Origin of the sequence: Rhodococcus sp. WS3, from assembly GCF_003797085.1 — a bacterium.
Lineage (GTDB): Bacteria > Actinomycetota > Actinomycetes > Mycobacteriales > Mycobacteriaceae > Rhodococcus_F > Rhodococcus_F globerula.
Genome location: NZ_RKMA01000001.1, coordinates 254,202 through 276,605, shown reverse-complemented (window position 1 = coordinate 276,605; position 22,404 = coordinate 254,202). Strand labels below are relative to the sequence as shown.

At 62.4% G+C, this 22,404-nt stretch carries 20 protein-coding genes; 11 read left to right on the top strand and 9 right to left on the bottom strand.

Translation table 11 applies throughout. The annotated features are described in order from the left end of the window. Window position 1 precedes the first annotated feature (1 nt). A complete protein-coding gene (gene treZ, locus EEB13_RS01175) occupies window positions 2-1,723 on the bottom strand; it encodes a malto-oligosyltrehalose trehalohydrolase (protein WP_033231435.1) in 1,722 nt (573 codons plus the stop codon). Between the two features lie 86 nt (window positions 1,724-1,809). Next, the gene (locus EEB13_RS01170) at window positions 1,810-3,801 is read right to left on the bottom strand and encodes an MFS transporter (protein ID WP_033231434.1); all 1,992 of its coding nucleotides are present in this window, start codon (window positions 3,799-3,801) and stop codon (window positions 1,810-1,812) included. A 174-nt stretch (window positions 3,802-3,975) separates the two neighbouring features. Between EEB13_RS01170 and EEB13_RS01165 the strand changes: the two genes are divergently transcribed. The 3 genes from EEB13_RS01165 to EEB13_RS01155 all read left to right on the top strand — a co-directional run bounded on the left by EEB13_RS01165 (window position 3,976) and on the right by EEB13_RS01155 (window position 5,282). Next, window positions 3,976-4,164 carry a DUF1918 domain-containing protein gene (locus tag EEB13_RS01165; protein ID WP_141484451.1) on the top strand — a complete coding sequence of 63 codons (189 nt, stop codon included), beginning with the start codon at window positions 3,976-3,978 and terminating at the stop codon, window positions 4,162-4,164. A 78-nt stretch (window positions 4,165-4,242) separates the two neighbouring features. Next, window positions 4,243-4,872, top strand: coding sequence for a TetR/AcrR family transcriptional regulator (locus EEB13_RS01160; protein ID WP_033230976.1), 630 nt, complete (start codon window positions 4,243-4,245; stop codon window positions 4,870-4,872). A 56-nt stretch (window positions 4,873-4,928) separates the two neighbouring features. Continuing rightward, window positions 4,929-5,282: a PLD nuclease N-terminal domain-containing protein gene (locus EEB13_RS01155; protein ID WP_141484450.1), complete on the top strand. Its 354-nt coding sequence runs from the start codon at window positions 4,929-4,931 to the stop codon at window positions 5,280-5,282. A 34-nt stretch (window positions 5,283-5,316) separates the two neighbouring features. On the opposite strand, the gene EEB13_RS01150 is transcribed toward EEB13_RS01155, so the two are convergent. Continuing rightward, the gene (locus EEB13_RS01150; RefSeq protein ID WP_141484449.1) at window positions 5,317-5,910 is read right to left on the bottom strand and encodes a TetR/AcrR family transcriptional regulator; all 594 of its coding nucleotides are present in this window, start codon (window positions 5,908-5,910) and stop codon (window positions 5,317-5,319) included. A 55-nt stretch (window positions 5,911-5,965) separates the two neighbouring features. Here EEB13_RS01150 and EEB13_RS01145 point away from each other — a divergent pair, with 55 nt between their 5' ends. After that, window positions 5,966-6,394: a PaaI family thioesterase gene (locus EEB13_RS01145; protein WP_233365247.1), complete on the top strand. Its 429-nt coding sequence runs from the start codon at window positions 5,966-5,968 to the stop codon at window positions 6,392-6,394. An 8-nt stretch (window positions 6,395-6,402) separates the two neighbouring features. On the opposite strand, the gene EEB13_RS01140 is transcribed toward EEB13_RS01145, so the two are convergent. From EEB13_RS01140 to EEB13_RS01120, 5 genes are all read right to left on the bottom strand, one after another. Then, window positions 6,403-7,326, bottom strand: a complete 924-nt coding sequence (locus tag EEB13_RS01140) for an NADP-dependent oxidoreductase (RefSeq protein ID WP_141484448.1) — start codon at window positions 7,324-7,326, stop codon at window positions 6,403-6,405. A gap of 79 nt (window positions 7,327-7,405) precedes the next feature. After that, complete coding sequence (locus EEB13_RS01135) at window positions 7,406-8,218, bottom strand: mycofactocin-coupled SDR family oxidoreductase (protein WP_092800635.1); 813 nt, start codon at window positions 8,216-8,218, stop codon at window positions 7,406-7,408. Between the two features lie 110 nt (window positions 8,219-8,328). Next, the gene (treY, locus tag EEB13_RS01130; RefSeq protein WP_141484447.1) at window positions 8,329-10,683 is read right to left on the bottom strand and encodes a malto-oligosyltrehalose synthase; all 2,355 of its coding nucleotides are present in this window, start codon (window positions 10,681-10,683) and stop codon (window positions 8,329-8,331) included. Window positions 10,684-10,693: 10 nt separating this feature from the next. Continuing rightward, the gene (gene glgX / locus EEB13_RS01125) at window positions 10,694-13,048 is read right to left on the bottom strand and encodes a glycogen debranching protein GlgX (protein ID WP_141484446.1); all 2,355 of its coding nucleotides are present in this window, start codon (window positions 13,046-13,048) and stop codon (window positions 10,694-10,696) included. A gap of 61 nt (window positions 13,049-13,109) precedes the next feature. After that, window positions 13,110-14,396 carry an adenosylmethionine--8-amino-7-oxononanoate transaminase gene (locus EEB13_RS01120; RefSeq protein ID WP_045070256.1) on the bottom strand — a complete coding sequence of 429 codons (1,287 nt, stop codon included), beginning with the start codon at window positions 14,394-14,396 and terminating at the stop codon, window positions 13,110-13,112. A gap of 38 nt (window positions 14,397-14,434) precedes the next feature. On the opposite strand from EEB13_RS01120, the gene EEB13_RS01115 reads away from it, so the two are divergent. Both EEB13_RS01115 and bioD read left to right on the top strand, forming a co-directional pair. Next, the gene (locus tag EEB13_RS01115; protein ID WP_141485508.1) at window positions 14,435-15,580 is read left to right on the top strand and encodes an 8-amino-7-oxononanoate synthase; all 1,146 of its coding nucleotides are present in this window, start codon (window positions 14,435-14,437) and stop codon (window positions 15,578-15,580) included. After that, window positions 15,577-16,293 (top strand): dethiobiotin synthase, encoded by a 717-nt coding sequence (gene bioD, locus EEB13_RS01110; RefSeq protein WP_141484445.1) that lies wholly within the window; start codon window positions 15,577-15,579, stop codon window positions 16,291-16,293. The genes EEB13_RS01115 and bioD overlap by 4 nt, the downstream gene beginning before the upstream one ends. On the opposite strand, the gene EEB13_RS01105 is transcribed toward bioD, so the two are convergent. Further along, window positions 16,249-17,055, bottom strand: a complete 807-nt coding sequence (locus EEB13_RS01105) for a FadR/GntR family transcriptional regulator (RefSeq protein WP_033230967.1) — start codon at window positions 17,053-17,055, stop codon at window positions 16,249-16,251. The genes bioD and EEB13_RS01105 overlap by 45 nt on opposite strands. A 96-nt stretch (window positions 17,056-17,151) precedes the next feature. Here EEB13_RS01105 and EEB13_RS01100 point away from each other — a divergent pair, with 96 nt between their 5' ends. Genes EEB13_RS01100 through EEB13_RS01080 form a run of 5 tightly spaced genes read left to right on the top strand, consistent with a single transcriptional unit; the run spans window position 17,152 to window position 22,400 of the window. Next, the gene (locus EEB13_RS01100) at window positions 17,152-18,327 is read left to right on the top strand and encodes an acyl-CoA dehydrogenase family protein (RefSeq protein ID WP_116101443.1); all 1,176 of its coding nucleotides are present in this window, start codon (window positions 17,152-17,154) and stop codon (window positions 18,325-18,327) included. Further along, window positions 18,324-19,349: an acyl-CoA dehydrogenase family protein gene (locus tag EEB13_RS01095; RefSeq protein ID WP_141484444.1), complete on the top strand. Its 1,026-nt coding sequence runs from the start codon at window positions 18,324-18,326 to the stop codon at window positions 19,347-19,349. The genes EEB13_RS01100 and EEB13_RS01095 overlap by 4 nt, the downstream gene beginning before the upstream one ends. Next, a complete protein-coding gene (locus tag EEB13_RS01090; protein ID WP_141484443.1) occupies window positions 19,346-20,128 on the top strand; it encodes an enoyl-CoA hydratase/isomerase family protein in 783 nt (260 codons plus the stop codon). Before EEB13_RS01095 ends, EEB13_RS01090 begins: the two co-directional genes overlap by 4 nt. Then, entirely contained in the window at window positions 20,125-21,303 is a 1,179-nt protein-coding gene (locus EEB13_RS01085) for an acyl-CoA dehydrogenase family protein (RefSeq protein ID WP_141484442.1), read from the top strand. The genes EEB13_RS01090 and EEB13_RS01085 overlap by 4 nt, the downstream gene beginning before the upstream one ends. Next, window positions 21,303-22,400 (top strand): acyl-CoA dehydrogenase family protein, encoded by a 1,098-nt coding sequence (locus tag EEB13_RS01080; protein WP_141484441.1) that lies wholly within the window; start codon window positions 21,303-21,305, stop codon window positions 22,398-22,400. Before EEB13_RS01085 ends, EEB13_RS01080 begins: the two co-directional genes overlap by 1 nt. Window positions 22,401-22,404: the final 4 nt, after the last annotated feature.

Here is a 22,404-nt window from a genome sequence, read left to right as displayed (position 1 = left end):
GTTAGTTCTCCAGCACGACAAACGAATATCCAGGTACCACTGTTGCGGACGCGGTCTCGTCCTGTGTCGGTCGATCCCACCAGAGAATGGGGGTTCCACCGGCCGGGACGTGGGCCGCGTCCGGTCCAAGATTGCAGGCAATCTGTAAGGTGCCGCGGCGCAGCGTTATCCACCGCTTGTCCTCGTCGTAGTCGACATGAAGGTGCCCGAGCCACGGGTCGGTGAGGTCACTTCGGCTCTTGCGCAACGCAATCAGATCGCGGTAGCACGCCAGGATTCGAGTGTGTGGCAGCTCGGTAAGTTCGTCCCAGTTCAGTTTCGATCGCAGGAAGGTCTGGGGGTCTTGCGGATCCGGGATATCGTCGGTGTTCCAACCGTGGGCCGCGAACTCCGCTTTGCGTCCCTTGGCGGTTGCCTCGCCCAGTTCGGGCTCCGGATGCGAGGTGAAGAACTGGAAAGGCGTTGATGCACCCCATTCTTCGCCCATGAACAGCATCGGCGTGTAAGGGGAGAGCAACACGAGCGCGGCCTTGACGGCCAGCTGTCCTGGCGTCAGGTAGGCGCTCGGACGGTCTCCGAGTGCACGGTTTCCGATTTGATCGTGCGTGCACGTGTAGGCCAGCAGCGCACTTGCCGGCTGATGCGTGATGTCGATGGGGCGGCCGTGGACCCGTCCGCGGAATGACGAGTACGTGCCCGCGTGAAAGAAACCGAGGCGCAACGTGTTCGCGAGTGTTTCCAGTGAACCGAAATCCGCGTAATAGCCCTGACGCTCACCGGAGACTGCCGTGTGGATTGCATGGTGAATGTCGTCGTCCCACTGTGCGCTGAGGCCGAAACCTCCCGCCGCCCGCGCGGTGATCAGGGTGGCGTCGTTGAGGTCGCTTTCGGCGATCAGTGTCAGCGGCCGGCCGAGATGGGTGGACAGCGTTTCGGTACGGACGGCAAGTTCCTCGAGGATGTGGGTGCCGGTGTGATCGACCAGCGCGTGGACGGCGTCGAGGCGGAGGCCGTCGATATGGAATTCACGCATCCAGCGCAGTGCGTTCTCGATGATGTACTCGCGTACTTCACCGGACTGCGGACCACCGATATTGATGGTGCGCCCCCATGTGTTGGCTCCGTCGGTGAGGTACGGGCCAAAGCGTTCGAGATAGTTGCCCGACGGGCCGAGGTGGTTGTAGACCACGTCCAGGAGAACGCCCAGTCCGCGCTGATGTGCTGCATTCACCAAGCGCTGCAACCCATCCGGGCCGCCGTACGCCTCGTGGACGGTGTACCAGAGCACGCCGTCGTAACCCCAGTTGTGAGTTCCGTTGAAGCCGTTCACCGGCATGATCTCCAGGAACCCGATTCCCAGATTCACCAGGTGATCGAGGCGCTCGATCGCGGCGTCGAATGTCCCCTCGGGAGTGAAGGTTCCGATGTGAAGTTCGTAGACCGACGAGCCTGCGAGTTGACGCCCTGTCCAGGCGCTATCGGACCACGCAGCGTGGTCGAGGGTATGCAGTTGTGAGCGTTGGTGAACCCCGTCGGGTTGGCGCGGGGATCGCGGATCGGGAAGGGTTGCCCCTTCGACGACAAAGCCGTAGCGAGCATTCTCGGTGCAATCGACAGCGGCGCGCCACCAACCATCGGAATCCCGTGTCATCGCGTGAACTACGCCGTCGACGTCGACCTGTACTGATTCCGGAGTGGGCGCCCAGACCTCGAATGTGTGCACGGCATCAGCATGCCTGGTTTTGCCCGGTTGTGCCGCGCACTCGGATGTGACTGTGCCGCGCACTCGGATTTGACTGTGCCGCGCACTCAGACGCGACTCGGTACCGGGACCTGTTCCAACGGCACGTCGAAGTCGACGGACGTCGATTGCGCGATCACGGCAATCTGTCTGGCTTGCGAGCCTGCTCCGTCGTCGGCGAGTGCCGTGAGGATGTACCGGCCAGACGAGGGGAGCGCGATTCCGTACCGTCCGGCGTGGTCGGTGAGGGTGGAGGCCACGAATTCGCCAGTCGGTTTGGTCAGCGTGATCACGGTTCCGGAGGTCAGTAGGCCGGCAATGGTGACCTGTCCGGAGATGGTCAGTCGTTCGCCCAACATCACGGTATGTGTTGATTCCGCATTATCGAAGCGTATGACCTGCGACGTCGGAGACCATCCGTCAGCACTGGTCACCACGAGATAGCGCCCCGGTTCGGGCAATGCCAGTGAGAAGACTCCCTCGTTGTCGGCGCGACTCCAGTCCACGGGCGACCCGGCCATGTCCATGACGGTGACGACGGCTTGCTTGACCGGGCGCTTGTCGGCACGAATCACACGCCCTGCCACGACGATGTCGTTGTCGGTGGAGGGGATTTCGAAGCCTTCGGGTGTGACGGGACGCACGGCCGATTCGGGCTTGGCGCCGTAACGCGGAATGAAGGCCGCTGCGGCCAGGGCGGCGACGGCAGCAAGGGCAGCGAGCCAGAAGATGTTCTTGAACGCGTCGAGCGACGGCAGTCCGGCGCCGGGACCGGACGGGATCACCAATGCTGTGAGCATCGCGGCAACTACGGCGCTCGACATCGAAGTGCCCACGGAGCGCAGGAGCGAGTTGAGTCCGTTCGCCGACGCGGTTTCCGTGATGGGCACCGACCGCATGATCAGCATGGGCATCGCGGAGTAGGCGATGGCCGTGCCGATGCTGACGACGGCGGCACTGATCACGATCAGCGGAATTGACCCGGTGAGGAAGACGCGGGCCACATACGCTCCGGCGAGCACCACTGCGCCGACCATCAGCGTTGTCTTGGCTCCGAATCGTTTGGTGATTTTCGCGGATACCGGTGCGAAGAAGACCATGGCGAGGCCCGCTGGGATCATGCAGATTCCGGCTGCCATTACACCGAGTTCGAAGCCGTAGCCGGAGATTTTCGGCATCTGCAGTTGCTGCGTCGTCGACAGATTGTTGGCGTACATGGAGAAACCGACCATGACTGACGCGAGGTTGGTCAGCAAGACCGGGCGTTTGGCCGAGGTCCGCAGGTCGACCATGGGTTGTGTCACGCGAAGCTCGTAAGGGAACCACAGCGCCAGAACGGTGAAGCCGAGCACGAACATCAGGATTGTCGGCTCGCTGGTCCATCCCCACCGCGCTCCCTTGGAGATGGCAAGGAGGAGTGCTGCCAGGGCAACGGACAGCATGACCGCGCCCAGGAAATCGAATTTTCCGCGGGTGCGCACGCTGGATTCGGGAATGACAAGCGCCACTGCGACTATCAGCATCACGCCGACAGCAGCGGAAAGCCAGAATATCGCTTCCCATCCGAACTGTTCGAAGATCAATCCCGATAGCGGCAGGCCTAGCGCGCTGCCGATTCCGAGGGTGGCGCTCATCAGTGCCGTGGCCGATGCGACCTTGTCCTTGGGTAGCTCGTCTCGCATGATGCTGATGCCGACAGGAATCATCGAGATGGCAAATCCCTGCAATCCGCGTCCGATGAGCAGTGTCACAAACGTGCCGCCGGCAGCCGCGATCAGCGATCCGAGGACGATCATCGCCATCGAAATCAGCATCATCCGTCGTTTTCCGAACATGTCGGCCAGGCGCGAGACGATGGGTGTCGCGATCGCGCTCGTCAGGAGCGTGATCGTGACGAGCCACGACGCGTCGTCGGAACTGATTCCGAGAATTTTCGGGAAATCGGGGAGGAGCGGAATGACCATCGTCTGCTGTAGGGCGACCACAGTTCCGGAGAGGCAGAGGATTCCGGTGATGAGTCCGCTGGAACGGCGGGCGGCAGGTGCCGAGTGCAGAGCCAAGGTGGGTGCCTTCCTTGACGAGGTGAATGTACGTTCACCATAGAGTGAACCACTGTTTACCTCGCTGACGCCACGTAATCCGGTGTGGATTTTGTCACCGCGCCGCATCTGGGTTATTCGACGACGCGGTGGGGAACCCGAATTCGGAGTACTCGTCTCGAGGGAGGAATTCACATGCATGCCCAGGTAGGTGATCGTCTACATGTGCAGGGCCGAGTGGTGGGTCAGCCCGAGACGTCGGCCGAGGTGATCGAGGTGCACGGCGAGAACGGCGCTCCGCCGTATCTAGTGCGCTATGACGACGGACATGAAGTTCTGGTGTTCCCGGGCAGTGACGGTTGGATCGATCATCCGAAAACATAGATCATGACCTGCAATTATTTTATCTGCATCCGCACTGCATTCAATGCAGCTGATGGAAAGGGTCGCTAGAGTTCTTCTGTGATCGAGAAGCGGCACTATCAATCGAAGGTTCGCGGCGATGCAGCCCGGCGCACGCGTGAATTGATCCGAGATGCCGGAGCTGCGCTCTTTGTCGACAAGGGCTACGTCAGCGCGACGGCCAAGGATATCGCCGACGCCGCGGGTGTCGCCCCTCGCACTGTCTTCACCGCATTTCCCGGGGGCAAGCTCGAGATCTTCGAGGCGGCATTCAGTCATGCGCTCGAAGCGGAGTCGGGCGACGACAGTGCGCCCGTGCGCCGTGACCACTCTGATCCCGACGACGTTCGGAGGTTGGTTGCGCAGATCGTGGAACAGAGCGTCGGTCTGCTCGAACGGGCCGGTCCACTCATGATGACGGCGGTCCAGTCGTCGGGCGCCGACGCCGATATGCGTCGACTGGCCGCGGAATCTTCGGAACAGTCCTTTGCCAATGCCACGTCGATCGCGGAAGGTCTTTCCGAACACGGACTGTTGCGCAATGACATTTCGGTGGACAAGGCGTCGGGCGTTCTCGCTGCCCTGGTCTCGCCGCACGTGCACCAGCAACTGCGGTCGATCGGAGGCTGGAATGTCAACGATTACCGCGAGTGGCTCGAATTCGCGATTCGGACGAATCTAATGTACTAATCGGTCTGTTTTAGCTAGCATAGCGGGAGTTTTTCGAATCTGGGAGGAAATCCAGCGTGCCTTACGCCTTGTTCGGACTCATCACGATGCTGTTGTGGATTTTCTGCATCGTGGACGCCATCACTCGCGACGACGCGTACATCCAGCACCTACCCAAGGTGGTCTGGATTCTGGTGATCATCTTCCTGCCGACGCTCGGGTCGGTGCTGTGGCTGATCGTCGGGCGCGGACATAACGCACCGGCGGGGTACGTCGGATCTACCGGGTACGGCGAATACGAGCGTCCCGGGCGGGCAGTTGCTGCCGATCCGGCCGCGGACGAGGAATTCCTCCGACAGTGCCGTGCCCGCGCCGAGGAGCAGCGACGAATCGCGAAGCAGCAGCGTGACGGCGACGCCGGCCGGATATGAGCTACCGATAGCGCGCTCGTCTCCGGTGTTTCGCTCAGGGCACGTCCGCCGCGGCGATCGCGCCATCGAACAGGTCTGCCACCTCGCCGAGGGAGTCGAGAATCGGCTGCCCTGATTGTTCGACACGGGCCCGTACCAGTGAACCCTCGAGTGCCGATACAGCCAGTACCGCAAGCCGTTCCGCTCGAGTGTGTGCGACACCCGAGGCAATCAACGAGTCACTCAGTATTGATGACCACTGTCGGTAGACGGCCTGTCCGGCGGCGGTGACGCTCTCTGAATCGGGGGCAAGTTCCAACAGCACCGTAGTGACCGGTGAGCCTTCGTGGAAGTCTGAATCGCTCACCCATCCGACGAGTAACCGGGAGTACTCGCGCAGCAGCGACCCGGCGTCCGGGTGGTTGTCGGCGAGTTCGGTGAGAGTGTTGGCCACCAACTGCCCGCCGACGCGGACGACCTCCGTGCCGATCTGCTCTTTGCCGTCGGGGAAGTAGTGGTAGAGCGAACCTTTCGGGGCTCCGCTCGACTTGAGGATCTCGTTGAGCCCGGTTGCCGCGTACCCCTGGCGTCGAAACAGATCGGCCGCTGCTCGAACTAGTGCTTCGCGGTGTTTCGGGGGAGTCGCCACGAGTTGGAGCTTAAACACCCCGGCGATCCACCACAATCTATGTAGACTGGTCTACATGAAGAATTCCGAGATGCTCGAGCAGTTGCGGGCGGTCAACGCGTCGGCAGCTTTCAACCGGTGGGCCGGATTCGAGGTCGCGGAGGCTGAACCGGGTCGCGTGAGTCTGCGACTCGAGTGGCGTGAGGATCTTGGGCAGTACGCCGGACATCTGCACGCTGCACTGGTTGCGGGGCTTATCGACACTGCGTGCGGATTTGCTGCTTTCACGCAAGTGGGCGTAGTGGCGGCGTCGAACTGCGCGGTCAATTTCGTGAGTCCAGGGGTCGGGACCGCATTTGTCGCCACGGCACGCTCGGTCAAGACCGGGCGCAAGCAGGTATTCGTCACCGCCGAGGTTCATGCCGAACGCGATGGCGAATCGGTGCTCGTCGCGTTCGGCACGACACTTTTGGTGCCACTTGCTCCGGGTTCCGAGGCGAAATAGTCCACACGTCAGGGAATCAGGATGAACTTCCCGGCAGGGTGGGAACTCTGGAGCTCGGTATGAGCCTGGGCGGCGTCGGCCAAGGGAAAAGTCTTGGCGATTTTCACGGTCAAGCGTCCGGCTCCGGCGAGTTCGACGAGTTCGCCCCGGGCCTTCAAGCGAGCTTCGGCACTCTGCGGATTGCCGCCACCGACGGCATTGAATCCGTCGGACTCTGCTCGCCCGAACGCCACGATCGTGACGATGCGGCGCTTATCGGCAACCAGCGCCAGCGACACGTCGACTGCTTCGTCGGTGCCCGCGGTGTCGAATGCGGCGTCCACTGAACCCAGTTCCCGGACTCGGGCTTCGAGTCCGTCGCCGTAGAGCACCGGTGTCGCGCCCAATGATCGGACGTACTCCTGATTGGATGCGCCGGCGGTTCCGATCACCGTTGCACCGCGAGCGACGGCCAGCTGCACGGCAAGTGATCCGACACCACCGGATGCTCCGTGGATCAATACCGTGTCACCCTCGCTGACGCGGATCGTATCGAGTGCGTCGACAGCGGTCCCGCCAACCAGGAGAAGACCGGCTGCCTGCTCCCAACTGATCGAAGAAGGTTTTGGCGTGACGGATGACGAGGGAACCACAACCTGTTCGGAGTACAGGCCACTTCCCGGGCTGACGATCACTTCGTTGCCGACGGCAACTGTCGTGACATCGGGGCCGATCGCTGACACAACTCCGGCAGCCTCACCGCCGAGATGTATCGGCAGTTTGCTCGGATCGGTTCCCCACGCACCGCTGTAGAGCTTGTAGTCGAAGGGATTGACGCCGATTGCTTTGACGTCGACGCGTACTTCTGCGCGCGCCGGCGGCGGAACCTCCACGTCGATCAGCTTCAGAACGTCGGGGCTTCCGTATTTCTGCGCTATCACTGTTTTGGTCATGTGTGGCGCAACGGGCCTCGGTGGAACGATATTCCCGAGACCCGCTGCACATTCATTGATTTTGTTCGGTGTGACTCGATCAGCGAAGCAAGGTTCCCAGGTCGAGCGGCATGGCAATTCCGGTGATGTGGTGCGCTTCGTCCGATCCCAGGAATGCGACCGCTGCGGCGATGTCTTCCGGCTGGCTGACCGGATCGGGCAGGGTCTGCATGAAGATCGGTCCGAGTGTGTGAGCGTGTTCCGCGATGAGGGGTTGCATATCCGTCATCTGCATCCCGGTGGCCACACCGTGTGGGTGGATGGTGTTGACTCGAATGTTGTACTGCCCCAACTCCGACGCCATGGTCTTCGCGAGACCGGTGATGCCGTGTTTGCTGGCGACGTAGTGGCCGAGAAACGGAAGCCCGCGCAGGCCGGCCACGGAACTGGTGAAGATGATCGAGCCGCCGGTGCCCTGCTTGATCAGGTGCGGGATTGCGGCTTTCGCGGTGTAGAAGACGCCGGTGAGGTTGACGTCGAGCGTTTCCTTCCACTGCTCGGGCGTGATCTCCCAGGACATGTTCGCGGAACAGATTCCGGCATTGGCAACTACGACGTCGAGGCGGCCGAGTTCGGCGATACCGGAGTCGAGTGCGGCCGAGAGCGCGTCGAAGTCGCGGACATCGGTCTTGGTGGCGACGATTCGGCGGTCGAGTGCCTTGACCAGTTCGACGGTCTCGGCCAAGTCGTCTTCGGTTGCTCCGGTATACGAGGTGGAATCGAATTGGACGCACGCGTCGACGGCGATGATGTCGGCGCCTTCCTCGGCGAGCCGAACTGCTTCGGCGCGGCCCTGACCGCGAGCGGCTCCCGTGATGAATGCGACCTTGCCGGTGTAGCGACCTGTGGACATAGTGTGCAACCTCTCGATGGTCCTGTAGTGCTGGTACCAAGAAAGTTAGCGTGGGAAAGTGTGTTGCAGGACACGTAACCCGCTCACCGGAATACACGGGCAGGCCCGGTTCACGGTGATTCGGTCTCGCGAATCAGTAGAGCAGTAGGACCGCCGCGGAAAATATCGCCGGCACGAGACGACTCGATGGCGTTGCCGGTTGCATTGTCGGTCCAGCGGCCCTCCGGTAGCCCGATCACCGTGTCACCCCAGCCGTGATCTGCGAGGACCATCGAATGCCGGGTAGCTAGTGCAACGACGGCGGCCTTCCCACCTCGAGGACCGCGCGAGAATCCGACGACGTGCCCTGAGCTCTCACCGGATGCCAGAACCGGGAGATAGGTGCCGCCGACAAACCAGGAGGGGTACTCGCGTCGCAATGTCAACGCGGTGCGAACTACATGGAGTTTTGCTGCGCCGGTCGCGTCGACGGAGGTTTCGGTGCTGTCAATCAGCCCGCGACGGACATCGAAGTCGGTCAACCGACGGTTGTCCGGGTCTACCAGCGAATCTTCCCAGAGTTCGGTGCCCTGGTAGATGTCCGGGATTCCCGGTCCGCAGATCTGAAGTAGTTTCTGTCCCAACGAGTCAGACCAGGCATGTCGGGCGATGCGGGTGACAAGTTGTGTGATCGATGCGGCGACCGGGCCGTCGATGACGTTGTCGATCCAGGTGTGGACTGCCGTCTCGAATGACGAATCCGGAGAATTCCACGAGGTCGCGAGCGCGGCCTCGCGAATTGCCTTCTCGGCGTACGCGTGCAGACGTGAGCGGAAGTCGGGGGCAGCCTCACCCACCGGCCACACGCCGACAATGTTCTGCCAGAGGAACAATCCGGTCATCGGTTCGGGGCTGGGTTCCACCTCTTCCCAGTCTTGCACCAGCCTCGACCACACTTCCGGCATCTGCGACAGGACGTTGATCCGGGCGCGAACGTCTTCGCCGCGTTTGGTGTCGTGGGTGGACAGAGAGGTCATCGCTGCGGGCCACAGTCGAGCCCGATCGGAATTGGCGAGGTGGAACTCGGCAACTGAAACGGAGAACGCGGCTGGATTGCCCCCGACTTCTTGCCGCGAGATCAATCGCGCAGTCCGATAGAACAACCGGTCCTCGACGGATTTTGCCATCACTGCGCCGCACACCTGCTGGAAGCGGACCGCCGCCTCGCCACCGCCGGACAGTGCCTGCGCCAGGGCGTTGAAGGCTTCTTCGTGGCCAGGAGCAAGTTCGTGGATTCCGCCGACAATCCGAGCCGTCAGCCCGGCGAGGGGGCTGTAGTCGGAGCGGTACACCGGCATTCGTGCGATGACAACCACAACTGCGTCATTGAGCGCCTTGTCGCTGCAGCGGGTTCCGGTTTCGCTGCGAATAGCCCGCACCAGGCGACGGATTTCAGGGGCGAGTTCACCGCGCGCCGTCTCACGTTTGAACTGCCGTTCTGTGTGATGTAGCCAGGTGCTGTCGCCGTCGTTGCCGGTCAAGGCGCCGGACAGTTCGGAAAGCTCGTGCTCGCCGCTGGGATCGACAAATACTCCGCCCAGTTGGTTCAGAGCGTCGTATCCGGTGGTGCCGTCGACGGGAAGTAATGGATCGAGTGGTTCGCTGTGCCCGAGAATCTTCTCGATCACGATCCACTGATCCGGTCCCAGCAACGATCGAAGGCGTTCGAGGTATTCCACCGGATCGGCAAGTCCGTCGGGATGATCGATCCGAACCCCGTCGATCAGGCCCTCGTCGACCCACGATTTCAGTTCACGGTGGCAGAGTTCGAAAACCCGCGGATCTTCTTGGCGCAATGCCGCGAGTTCGTTGACGGCAAAAAATCTCCGGTAAGTGATGATTCCGGCGTCCCACGGAACAAGCCGGTACGACTGACGGTCGTGGATTTCCTGAGCCGATCCCGTGCCTGTTCCCGGGGCGATGGGGAACCGATGTTCGTAGAATGCGAGAAGCGGTGTCGCGTTGGCGTGATCGACGGTGAGGGAGTCGAGATCAGCGGGCTTTCCCAACACCGGGAGAGCTAGCTTTCCGTCCGCCCCGTTGTCGTGGTCCCAGTCGATGTCGAAGAAGTCTGCGTACGTAGATGCCCGCCCGTACGTGAGAACATCCCACCACCAAGCATTTTCGTGGGGTTTGGCCACTCCGACGTGATTGGGCACCAAATCGACGATCAATCCCATGCCGCGTTCTCGGCACGCGCCCGACAGCTTCACCAGTGCCTCTCGGCCACCGAGACCCTCAGCGACGGTCGTAGGGTCGGTGACGTCGTACCCGTGGGTCGATCCGGACGTCGCCGTCAGGACGGGGGAGAGGTAGAGATGTGAAACTCCCAGAGTGTCAAGGTAATCGACGATACCGGCCGCGTCGTGGAGCGTGAACGCGTCTGGTCGCAGTTGCAGGCGGTACGTGCTGGTGATCGGCGTCATCGTTGTCTCCTCAGGCCGTTCTGCGAAGGACCATCAATGCACGAGCGCGGACGCCCAGAACCGTTCCGGCTTCGATCACCACATCGCTTTCGCCGGTGGGCATCGAGGTGTCGAGTACCACCGTCCACTCCGCCGCATAGTCGGCATTGGGAGTGGAGAATTCCATGTCTTCGTAATGGGCGTTGAAACACAACAGGAATGAATCGCCCACTACGCGCTCGCCGCGGTAGTTCGGCTCGGGGATAGCTTCACCGTTGAGGAACACGGCTAACGATTTACCGAAACCGCTGTCCCAATCCGCCGGTGTCATTTCCTCGCCGGCGGGAGTGAGCCACGCGATGTCGCGGCTCTGATCACCACTGCGGATGGGCCGACCCTCGAAGAACCGTCGACGCCGGAACACGGGGTTCTTGGCGCGCAATGCGATAGCGCGTTTGGTGAACTCGACGAGGTCGGCGTTGGTCTCCGCCAGTGACCAGTCCATCCAGGACAGTTCGGAGTCCTGACAGTAGACGTTGTTGTTACCCAGCTGAGTTCGGCCCATCTCGTCGCCGTGTGCGAGCATCGGGGTGCCCTGACTCAGCATCAGCGTGGCAAGAATGTTGCGACTCTGGCGTGCGCGGAGTTCGAGGATCTCGGGGTCGTCGGTGGGGCCTTCGACGCCACAGTTCCAGGACCGATTATGTGATTCGCCGTCATTGTTGTTCTCGCCGTTGGCTTCGTTGTGCTTCTCGTTGTACGAGACGAGGTCGTGGAGAGTGAAACCGTCGTGAGCGATGACAAAATTGATGCTGGCGCCGGGACGCCGACCGGTGGCCTCGTACAGATCGGACGATCCGGTGAGCCTGGACGCGAATTCGCCGAGTGTTGCCGGTTCGCCGCGCCAGTAGTCACGAACCGTGTCGCGGTATTTGCCGTTCCATTCGGTCCACAGTCCGGGGAAGTTGCCGACCTGGTAGCCGCCTTCTCCGATGTCCCACGGCTCGGCAATCAGCTTGACCTGACTGACAACCGGATCTTGTTGCACCAGATCGAAGAACGCGGACAGTCGGTCGACGTCGTGCAGTTCGCGGGCCAGTGTGGACGCGAGGTCGAAACGGAATCCGTCGACGTGCATTTCGGTGACCCAGTAACGCAGCGAGTCCATGATGAGTTGCAACGTGTGCGGATGACGGGCATTGAGGCTGTTTCCGGTGCCGGTGTAGTCCATGTAGTGCGCTTCGTCGCCGTCGACCAGGCGGTAGTAGGCGGCGTTGTCGATTCCGCGGAAGCTGATGGTCGGCCCCATGTGGTTTCCCTCGGCAGTGTGGTTGTAGACCACGTCGAGGATCACCTCGATACCCGCCTGGTGGAAGCTGCGCACCATGGCCTTGAATTCCGCCACGGCCGCATCGGGTTTGGCGGCCGAGGAGTAGTCGGTGTGTGGAGCGAGAAAGCCGAAGGTGTTGTAACCCCAGTAGTTTCGCAGTCCCTGATCGAGCAGCACCTGATCGTGCATGAATTGGTGCACCGGCATCAGTTCGATGGCGGTGACTCCGAGGTTGGTCAGGTGGTCGATGATCACCGGATGTGCCAGTCCGGCATAGGTTCCGCGCAGCTCCTCCGGAATTCCGGGATGCGCGGCGGTCATGCCCTTGACGTGCGCCTCGTAGATCACGGTTTCGTGGTACGGGCGCCCGGGTGAGCGGTCCGACGCCCAGTCGAAGAATGGGTTGATCACTACGGTAGACATCGTGTGACCGAGCGAATCATGCTGCGGGAAAGAGATAGTCGAGGGTTCGTCGACCAACTCGTCGTCTTCGATTGCGGTGTCGCCGGTATCGACGGTGTCGTCTTCGGGTGTTTCTTCGACCTGGGTTGTTTCGGCAACTGTTTCGTCGATGCCTGTTTCTTCGCCGGTAGGTTCTTCGGCAGCAGTTTCCTCGAGTTCGCCGGTGTCAGGAATCGTGTTGTCGTCGTTCGCTTCAGCCATGTCGGCCGCATCGATGTCGTAGGAGAACAGCGAACGATCGCCGTCGAAGTCGCCGGCAAAGGCCTTGCCGTACGGGTCGAGCAACAATTTGCTGGGGTCACAGCGCAGTCCGGCAGATGGATCGTACGGACCGTGCACCCGGTAGCCGTAGCGCTGACCGGGGGATACCGAGGGCAGATAGGCGTGCCAGACGTATCCGTCCACTTCGTCCATCCGGATTCGGGTTTCGGTTCCGTCCTTGGCGATCAGGCAGAGTTCGACGGCGTCGGCAACTTCGGAGAACAGGGAGAAGTTGGTCCCTGCGCCGTCGTACGTCGCGCCCAGAGGATATGCGCTGCCCGGCCACACGGCGATCGGTGTGCTGGCAGGTTTGTCTGTCGGCGACTGCTCCATGAACGAACCCTATCGCCCACGTCGGACACCCTCTTGTCGGACCGCTTTCCCTCCAACCCTGTCAGGCCTGGCTGCGGGCGACTTCGAGCATTGCGGCTGTGATCTGTTCCACCTCGTGGGCGGAGCAGAGATACGGCGGCATCGTGTACACGAGGTTGCGGAACGGGCGCAGCCACACACCTGATCTGACCGCGGCATCGGTGGCGCTGCGCATGTCGACCGGACGGTCGAGTTCGAGAACTCCGATACCGCCGAGAACTCGGATGTCCTTCACGCCTCGGATCGACTGTGCGTCCGCGAGTCCTCGATCGAGTCCCTCGGTCAGTCTCGTCACGTCGCGTCGCCAGTCCATCGCCAGCAGGAGTTCGGTGGACGCGACTGCGATTGCGCAGGCCAGTGGATTGCCCATGAACGTCGGCCCGTGCATCAGGCCGCCGCCCTCGCCTGCGGTGATGGCCTCGGCCATGTCGGTGGTGCACAAAGTGGCTGCCAGGCTCAAATATCCACCGGTCAGAGCTTTGCCGACGCACATGACGTCTGGGCTGACGCCGACGTGATCGGCGGCAAACAGTTCACCGGTTCGGCCGAAACCTGTCGCGATTTCGTCGAAGACCAGAAGGACGTTGTACTTGTCGCAGAGCGCTCGAAGGTCGACCAGGTAGGCGGGGTCGTGGAATCGCATACCGCCTGCGCCCTGAACAACAGGTTCGACAATGACCGCAGCCAGTTCGTGGTGATGCGCCGCGAGCAATCCGTCGAGATGCCGGACGTACTCGGGGTGATACTCGGTTGGCGGTGCGTCCGCAAAAACCTGAGCGCGGAGAACGTCGGTCCAGAGGGAGTGCATTCCGCCGTCGGGATCACAGACGCTCATCGGGGTGAATGTGTCGCCGTGGTACCCGCCGCGCCACGTCATCAAGCGATTCTTCGACGGTTTTCCGAGACTGCGCCAGTACTGCAGACACATCTTGACGGCAACTTCGACGGCGACGGAACCGGAGTCCGAGAGAAAGACCTTCTCGAGCCCCGCCGGGGTGATATCCACGAGGAGTTTTGCGAGTGTGGCCGCGGGTTCGTGAGTGAGTCCGCCGAACATGACGTGACTCATCTTGCCGAGTTGGGATACCGCGGCGGCGTCGAGAACCGGATTGCGGTAGCCGTGGATCGCAGCCCACCACGAACTCATGCCGTCGACGAGTTGGGTGCCGTCCGACAACGTCAAGGTGGCGCCATGTGCGCTGTCGACGACCAGTGGTTCGGTTGTTGCCGGAAACGCTCCGTACGGATGCCAGAGGTGCGCGGCGTCGATCGCGGAGACGGTGGCTGATTCCTGTCCGAGTGTGTGCACACCTGCACCATAGCGACATGCTTGAACGGCGTTCAAGTATGGTCGGAAATGTGACTACCTCGTTGAACTGGCTCACTGCCGTCGAAACGGAACGCCGCGCCGCCGGATTGCGCCGTGACGTGCGCCCGCGAACTGCCGACTCGCCGCTGATCGACCTCGCGTCCAATGACTACCTCGGATTGGTGCGTCATCCCGAGGTGATCGCCGGCGCCGTGGCCGCATTGGAGAAGTGGGGCGCCGGTGCGACGGGTTCGCGACTCGTGACGGGAAGTACCACCGAACACGAATTACTCGAACTCGAGCTCGCAGAGTTTGTCGGGTCCGATTCCGCCTTGGTCTTCTCGTCGGGCTACACCGCCAATCTCGGTGCGGTCACGGCATTGTCAGGGCCGGGGTCGTTGATCATTTCCGACGCCGGTTCGCATGCGTCGTTGGTCGACGCGTGTCGTCTCTCGCGGGCGAGGGTGGTGGTTGCTCCGCATTCCGACATCGACTTCGTCGCGGCGCAGCTCGAGTCACGAACCGAGGAGCGCGCCCTGGTGGTCACCGATTCGGTGTTCAGCGCCGACGGCGATCTGGCCCCGCTTCGCGCGTTGCACGGCATCTGCCGCGAAAACGGCGCGTTGTTGCTGGTCGACGAGGCCCACGGTATCGGTGTCCGGGGGAGCGGTGGGCGTGGTCTGGTGCACGAAGTCGGTCTTGCCGGTGAACCGGACGTAGTGGTGACTGCAACGTTGTCCAAGTCCCTCGCAAGTCAGGGTGGGGTTGTTTTGGGGCACAGTAAGGTTCGCGCACATTTGATCGATTCGGCACGAACGTTCATCTTCGACACGGGGCTGGCGCCCGCAGCGGTGGGTGCGGCGCGGGCAGCGCTGACGGTTCTTCGTCGGGAGCCGTCGCGCGCGAAGGACGTATTGGATCGTGCGTCGGAGCTGGCCGCGATCACCGGCGTCGGAACGCCTGAATCTGCCGTCGTGTCAGTTATTCTCGGTGATCCGCAACGGGCGTACGACGCGGCCGCCGAGTGTCGTCGGCAGGGGTTGCACGTCGGTTGTTTCCGGCCGCCGTCGGTTCCCGAAGGAACGTCGCGTCTGCGACTCACCGCGCGCGCTTCCCTGTCGCGAGCCGAGATGGACCAGATCGGTCAGATTCTCGGAAATGTCCTGGCGGAGGCCGCGGTATGAGCATTCTCGTGGTGACGGGGACGTCGACGGACGTCGGAAAGACCGTGGTGACGGCGGCATTGGCGTCGTTGGCGCTGCAGTCTGGGCGCTCGGTTGCTGTCCTCAAGCCGGCGCAGACCGGCGTCGGACTCGGTGAACCCGGAGATCTGGCTGAGATCGATCGTCTGACCGGCGGCGGCGTCACGCTGGCCGAATTGGCGCGGTACCCCGATCCGTTGGCGCCCGACACTGCCGCTCGGCGCAGCGGCCTTCCGATGCTCACGATGGAAGCGGTACTGGCCAGCGCCCGGGAGTTGGACGCCGCTCACGACCTGACGCTGATCGAAGGTGCCGGCGGAGTCCTGGTTCGCCTGGGCACAGGCAACTTCACGGTGCGCGATGTTGCAGCGGAACTGGGGGCGCCTGCCGTCCTCGTTGCCGCTGCCGGGTTGGGAACGCTCAACCACTGCGCGCTCAGTGTGGAAGCGTTGGCACACAAGGATGTTCGGTGCTCCGGTCTGGTGATCGGGTCGTGGCCGGACGAACCAGGGCTGGCTGAGCAGTGCAACCGCGACGATCTTGTGTCGGTGACCGGTGTTCCGCTGCTCGGATCGCTGCCTGCTGGTAGCGGTTCATTGGAGTCGCGGGAGTTCGCTCGCGTTGCGTCGAGCGAACTTGGGTCAAGTTGTCTAGGTGAGTCGCGATCGCCTGTTGGAGTGGATTGCTTGCCGTGACATGGCAACCGAGGCATTGACGACGGTCTCGCCGAAGCGCTCGAGAACAAGTGACTGGGTAGCCGCGAGGTGAACGCGCGCCAGGCGCTCCGCTTCGGCTGATCGTCCGGCTGCGATTTCTTCGACTATGCGGCGATGCGTGCGAACCGCTTCCTCCGCTTCGCCCTCTGACGGATACTCCCCACGAACGGTGAGTGCCTCCGCCCAGGCTTCTTCCTGCGCGGACCACAGGGCAACATAGCTACTCACCGCATAGCGAATGGTGGCATTCGGGGTGAAGGACACGACAAGATCGTGAAACTCGCGCGCCGCGTGAGTGAAGGCGACGCCGTCGCCGATCTTTCGCGCAGATGCGTCGATGGACGCGGTCAGTGCCGGTACTACGACGCGGTTGCGGTCCGCCCGCTTCGCACATTCGGATGCGCAGAGGGGTTCCAGCATCTGGAGGCCGGATGCGAGGTCGCGCAACGTGACTCGCGCGGCTTGAAGGGAGAGACCAAGGTGGTAGGCGGCCGAAACTTCGTCGGGGCGATGCACGTCGGCGCCGCCGACATTGCCGCGCCGTACCGTCACCAATCCCTCGGTCTCGAGTATGCGCAGTGCTTCCCGGATGGACGGGTAGCTGACACCGAAGTCTTTGACCAGCTGTTCCTGGGTGGCGAGTCGGTAGTTGTCGTCGGCGAGGATGTGGTCGCGAAGTTCGTCGGCAACTGTTTCTGCAATGCGGCGCTGCGGGACGCGGCCGCGCCCGCCGGTATTCACACGGGCACCTTTTTGCTCATGGGGTGAATCCTAGACGGAGAATCTCGCACCTCCAAGTATTGCTATCCTTATTAGGATTGAACTAATGTAATTCCCATGGACTTCACGATGAGTGAGGCCGCGACGGCGTTCCGAGGTGAGCTGCGCCAGCTGGTGAAGGAGCACGTTCCCGAGGATTTCCGCGGGGCCTTCACAGATGACCCGGCTGATCTTGATGTGGCCCAGCGGTTCTGCCGCATTCTTGCCGACCGCGGACTGCTGTGCATGGCATGGCCCGAGGAGTTCGGCGGTCGCGGCGCCACGGTGTGGGAGCAAACGGTGGTTCGCGAGGAGATGTGGGCGCTTCACGAACCGCGCGGCGCGCAATACATGGGCGTCAACTGGGTGGGGCCCACCATCATGCGACACGGAACGCGCACGCAGCAGAGCCTGCACCTCCCACCGATTGCCCGAGGCGACGTCATCTGGTGCCAAGGATTCAGTGAGCCCGAAGCCGGTTCCGATCTGTCCTCGCTGCGTACTGCCGCACGCCGTGACGGCGATGGTTGGCTCATTTCCGGCCAGAAGATCTGGACGTCGTACGCCACGATGGCGCAATGGTGCTTCCTACTTGCCCGGACGTCGACCGGTGAGCGCCGGCAGCAAGGCCTGACGGTATTTCTCGTACCGATGTCCGACCCGGATATCGAGGTCAGGCCGATCCGCGCCATGCTCGGACCGCACCACCTCAACGAGGTGTTCTTCAACGATGTGCGGGTTACCGAAGAGAACGTGCTGGGTCAGGTGGACGAAGGCTGGAGCCTGGTTCAGGAAGTGCTTGCCTTCGAGCGCGTCGGCATCGCTCGCTACGCGCGCTGTGAACGGCTGTTGCACGACGCCGCAACGGTTCTCGGGGACAGCTGGGACAGTGTCCCGGAAGGATTGCGAAACCGGTGGGCGCGAATGCTGACTCATTGTCGGCGCGCTCGACTGCTTGCCTATCAAGTCGTCGCGTTGCAGAGCCAGGGAACAGTTCGCCCGGGCGACGCCGCCGCATACCGCATCGCTGTGACCACACTCGATCAGGACAGTGCCGAAGTGCTGACGGAACTCGCGGCCTTTGTACACTCGTCGGACAGTGCAGGGGGCGTGGTGGTGGATAACGCAGACGCGCAACGATTCTGCCGCGATGTCGAGGAACATTGGCGCTATTCGCAGGCCGCGACAGTGGCGTCGGGAAGCATCGAGATGCAACGAATTCTCCTTGCTCGGTCACTTCTGGCGGCCGCATGAAGCTTGAATTAAGTAACGAGGCAATCGAATACGGTCGAACGGCCCTACGTGCCTTCGAGTCTGCGGGTGGTGATCAACTGATTCAGCGGGGCGAGCGGGATCCGGTGCGTCGGGGAAGTGTTGTGGCACCGGTGTTGGCCGACCTCGGCGCGTGGGATCTCGATCCTCGCGGTGACAGGGACGAACTCGAAGCGGCGGCCGCGCTGTGTCACAGTGCTGGCTACTGGGCCGTGCCGTATCCAGTGGCTGAGCGGCTGGCGAGGCCGGTTGACCTTGCCGTCGACGGGTTGATCGTTGTTGCCGATCGCGCCCCTGCCGGCCCGGTATCCGGCATTGATCTACGCTGGGCCGCAGTGACATTGGGCGGCCGTCGTAGCTCCGTTGTCGTCCACCCGTCTCAGGACTCACCGCGCACAACAGCATTCGTCGCGCAGTTCGACACGAACTTCGTCGACGACAACGGAGCGAAGGATGTGGCGCTGGCGTTGCTGTTGCCCTGTTGGACGCTACTCGGGATGCTCGATCGGGCGATGGACCTGACCCGCGCACATGTGTTGCTGCGCGAGCAGTTCGGGCAACCGCTCGCGAAGCTGCAGAGTGTGCAGTTCCAGCTCACCGATGCACAGGTGCAGCGCAGTGGCCTCGAGGTGCTCGCGAAGTACGCACTGTGGAGCGTCCAGACCGATAGCAGTGAGGCGCTCGACGACGCACTTGCGCTGCGGTTGGCCGCAATCGAAGCTGCCGAGATCGTGTTCCGTGTTGCACATCAATTGCACGGGGCGAGTGGCTTCTGCGACGAGACCACGCTGTCGTGGCTCTCGCGGTACAGCCTTCCACTGCGGCGGTTACCGCTCGGCTTGTCGGCGACGGGTAGCGCATTGACGCAGCGGATCGGCCGTCGCGGCCTTACCGGACTATTCAGTGACACAGCATCTATCAGTGACACAGCATCTATCGGTGGTGCAGCGTCTATCGGTGGTGCAGCGTCTATCGGTGGTGCAAGGGAAGTGGCAACACTGTGACCTACGACCTTCCTGAAGAGCTGACGGTCGAGTGTGACGGACCGATTCGACTTGTCACGATCAATCGACCGGCCGAACGCAATGCCGTGAACAAACCTCTGCACTCGGCTCTGGCGAACGTGTGGCGACAGTTGGCCGCGGATCGTGAGGCGGCTGTGGTGATTCTGACCGGGGCCGGCAAAGCCTTCAGTGCTGGTGGCGATCTGGACTGGATCTCTTCGTTCCTCGACGATCCGGTTGCCCGGGACGAAAGCATCCGTGAGGGTGCAGAAGTCATCGACGAGATGCTGAGATTTCCGCTTCCCGTGATCGCCGCGGTCAACGGTCCGGCGGTAGGCCTCGGGTGCAGTGTGGCTGTCCTGTGTGACGTCGTACTGATGTCGGACACCGCTTATCTTGCCGATCCGCACGTTGCCGTCGGCCTGGTTGCAGGCGACGGCGGGGCTGCCTTCTGGCCGCTACTCACCCCGATCATGAGATCGCGAGAGTTCTTGTACACGGGTGATCGAATCCCCGCTGCTACGGCAGTCGAGTTGGGGCTTGCCAGTCGAACCTGCGCGCCCGAGGACTTGGTTGGGGAGGCGCGACGCCTTGCTGTGCGATTGGCGGCGCAGCCGCGCGAGGCATTGCAGGGGACTAAACGCATCGTCAACATGTACCTATCCCAGGCACTCGGTGGTCCCATGCAAGCCGGTTTTGCTGCGGAGGTTGCCACCATGACCTCTCCCGAGCATCGGCAGCGTCTTGGCGCCATGCGATCGACGGCCGTGACCCGATGACGGTGCTCGCTCCTCGTGGCACGCTCGACGAATTTCGCGAGAACGTGCGGGACTGGTGCCGCGCCCATGTGCCGACAGACTGGCGAGCCGAGCAGACCGGAGCGTCGGACGAGGAGTTCGTTCGGTTCCAGAAGGCATGGATGCAGGAACTCCGCACTGCTGGTCTGGCGGTGCCGCACTGGCCGCAGGAGTGGGGCGGCGGGATGTCCACCCCGCGGCAAATCGTCCTGTATCAAGAGCTTGCGGCCCATGACGCGCCGCGCCTCGTGCTGCCGTTCGTCTCGATCCATCATGCAGCGTCGACGCTGCTTGCGGCGGGGACGGACGAACAGCGGCGTCGTCATCTACCGGCGATCCTCGACGGCGAAATCTGGTGTCAGGGTTTCTCCGAACCGGGAGCAGGATCGGACATGGCGGCACTGAAGACGACAGCGCGACGGGACGGGGATGCCTACGTCGTCAAGGGACAAAAGCTGTGGGCGAGTGGCGCGATGTACGCGGACTGGTGCCTTCTCCTGGCTCGAACCGACCCGAACGCACCGAAGCGGCAGGGCATTTCGTACTTTCTGATGGATATGAAAACTCCGGGAATCGAGGTCCGGCCGATCCGGCAGGCCACCGGCGAGTCGCACTTCTGCGAGATATTTCTCGACGACGTTGTCATCCCGGCGTCGCAACTGGTCGGACGGCCCAACGAGGGATGGCAGGTTGCGCAGGAAACGCTTGGCGCCGAACGTGGGATGACTATGCTCGAGCTTGCAGAGCGCCTGGGCTCGAGCGGGTTTCGGTGGCTGGTGGAGTTGTGCTCGCGTCACCGCGGCGATGCTCTGGTGGCAGATGAACTGGCGTCACTCGAGATCGAACTGACGGGATTGCGCGCGCTGTGCGCAGACTTTGCCGGTAATCCCCGGCCTGGTCCGGCGGATGCATCCATTGTGAAGTTGCACTACAGCGAACTCCTGCAACGGATGACGGATTTCGGCGCCGACATCGCGGGCCTTTCCGCGCACACCGTGCTGCGCAAACCTTTGTCGAGTGGGTGGGAATCCGGTGCGTGGGTTCTGGACTTCATCGGCTCGTGGGAATGGACGATCCCCGGTGGAACCAGCGAAATCCAACGCACCATTATCGGCGAGCGCGGCCTCGGCCTCCCTCGCGAACCGAGAGGCCACTGATGTCGTCGTCGCTTGCAGAACTTGCCGAAGTACACGCAGAGCTGCGTGCAATGGTGCGTGAGATTCTGGCAAAGTCCGGTAGTGAGGCGGTGAACGGGGAGGTGGACTGGGGACTGATTGCTCGCTCCGGTGCAGTTGGTCTCGAGGTGCAGGCGGAATTCGACGGCGCCGACGCAACGTTCGTGGAGGTCGCGCTAGTCCTGCAGGAAATCGGTCGTACTGCTTCGCGCACCCGATACGCGACTGTTGCGGCACTTGGCGTCGGCGCGCTCAATCTGCTGGAATCGCGGCCGGAACGAGATCGGCTGTTGTGCGATACCGCCGCCGGATACGCGGCTCCGATTGTTGTTCTCGGTGGTGAAACGTTGGGGGAGAGCACCTTCCGTATCGACCAGAATGCAGATGGTTACCAACTGAGCGGGCACGCGAGCTTTGTGCTCGATGCGAGCGCAGCGGACAGTTACCTTGTGCCTGCACGTGAGGCTGACGAGAACCTCGTTGTTGTCAACATCGACCCGCGGGCTGCCGGACTGACTGTGACGGAGCAGGAAGTTCTCGATGCCACGCGCAACTTCGGGTCCGTGACAGCCTCGTGCGTGGTCGTCGGCCCGGAATCGGTGTGGCGTGTGCGCGATGATGCGTCGAATGCTCTTACCCGACTGTGTGATCGGGCTGCGGTTGCAGTGGCGTGTGACAGCCTCGGGCTGAGCGAGGCCATGTTGGAGGCGACCGTCGACTATGTCGGAGTGCGTGAGCAGTTCGGACGTCGGATCGGTTCGTTTCAGGCCGTCAAACATGCGTGTGCGGACATGCTCGTTCAGGTGACGATTGCCAGGTCTCTGGTCGCGGCGGCGGTGCGTGCTTTAACCCAGGACACGTCGGACGCTTCCGTCGCAGCCGCGATGGCGAAGTCGTACGCGTGTTCTGCGGCAGTTGATATTGCCGGGAAGGCAATGCAACTCCACGGCGGCATGGGCTACACGTGGGAGAGCGGGATACACGTCTACCTCAAACGTGCGACGCTCAATCGTTCCCTGTTCGGGTCTCCGGCTGCGCACCGAACGCGGTTGGCTCAGAGGTATTTTCAGGAGTCGTAGATTT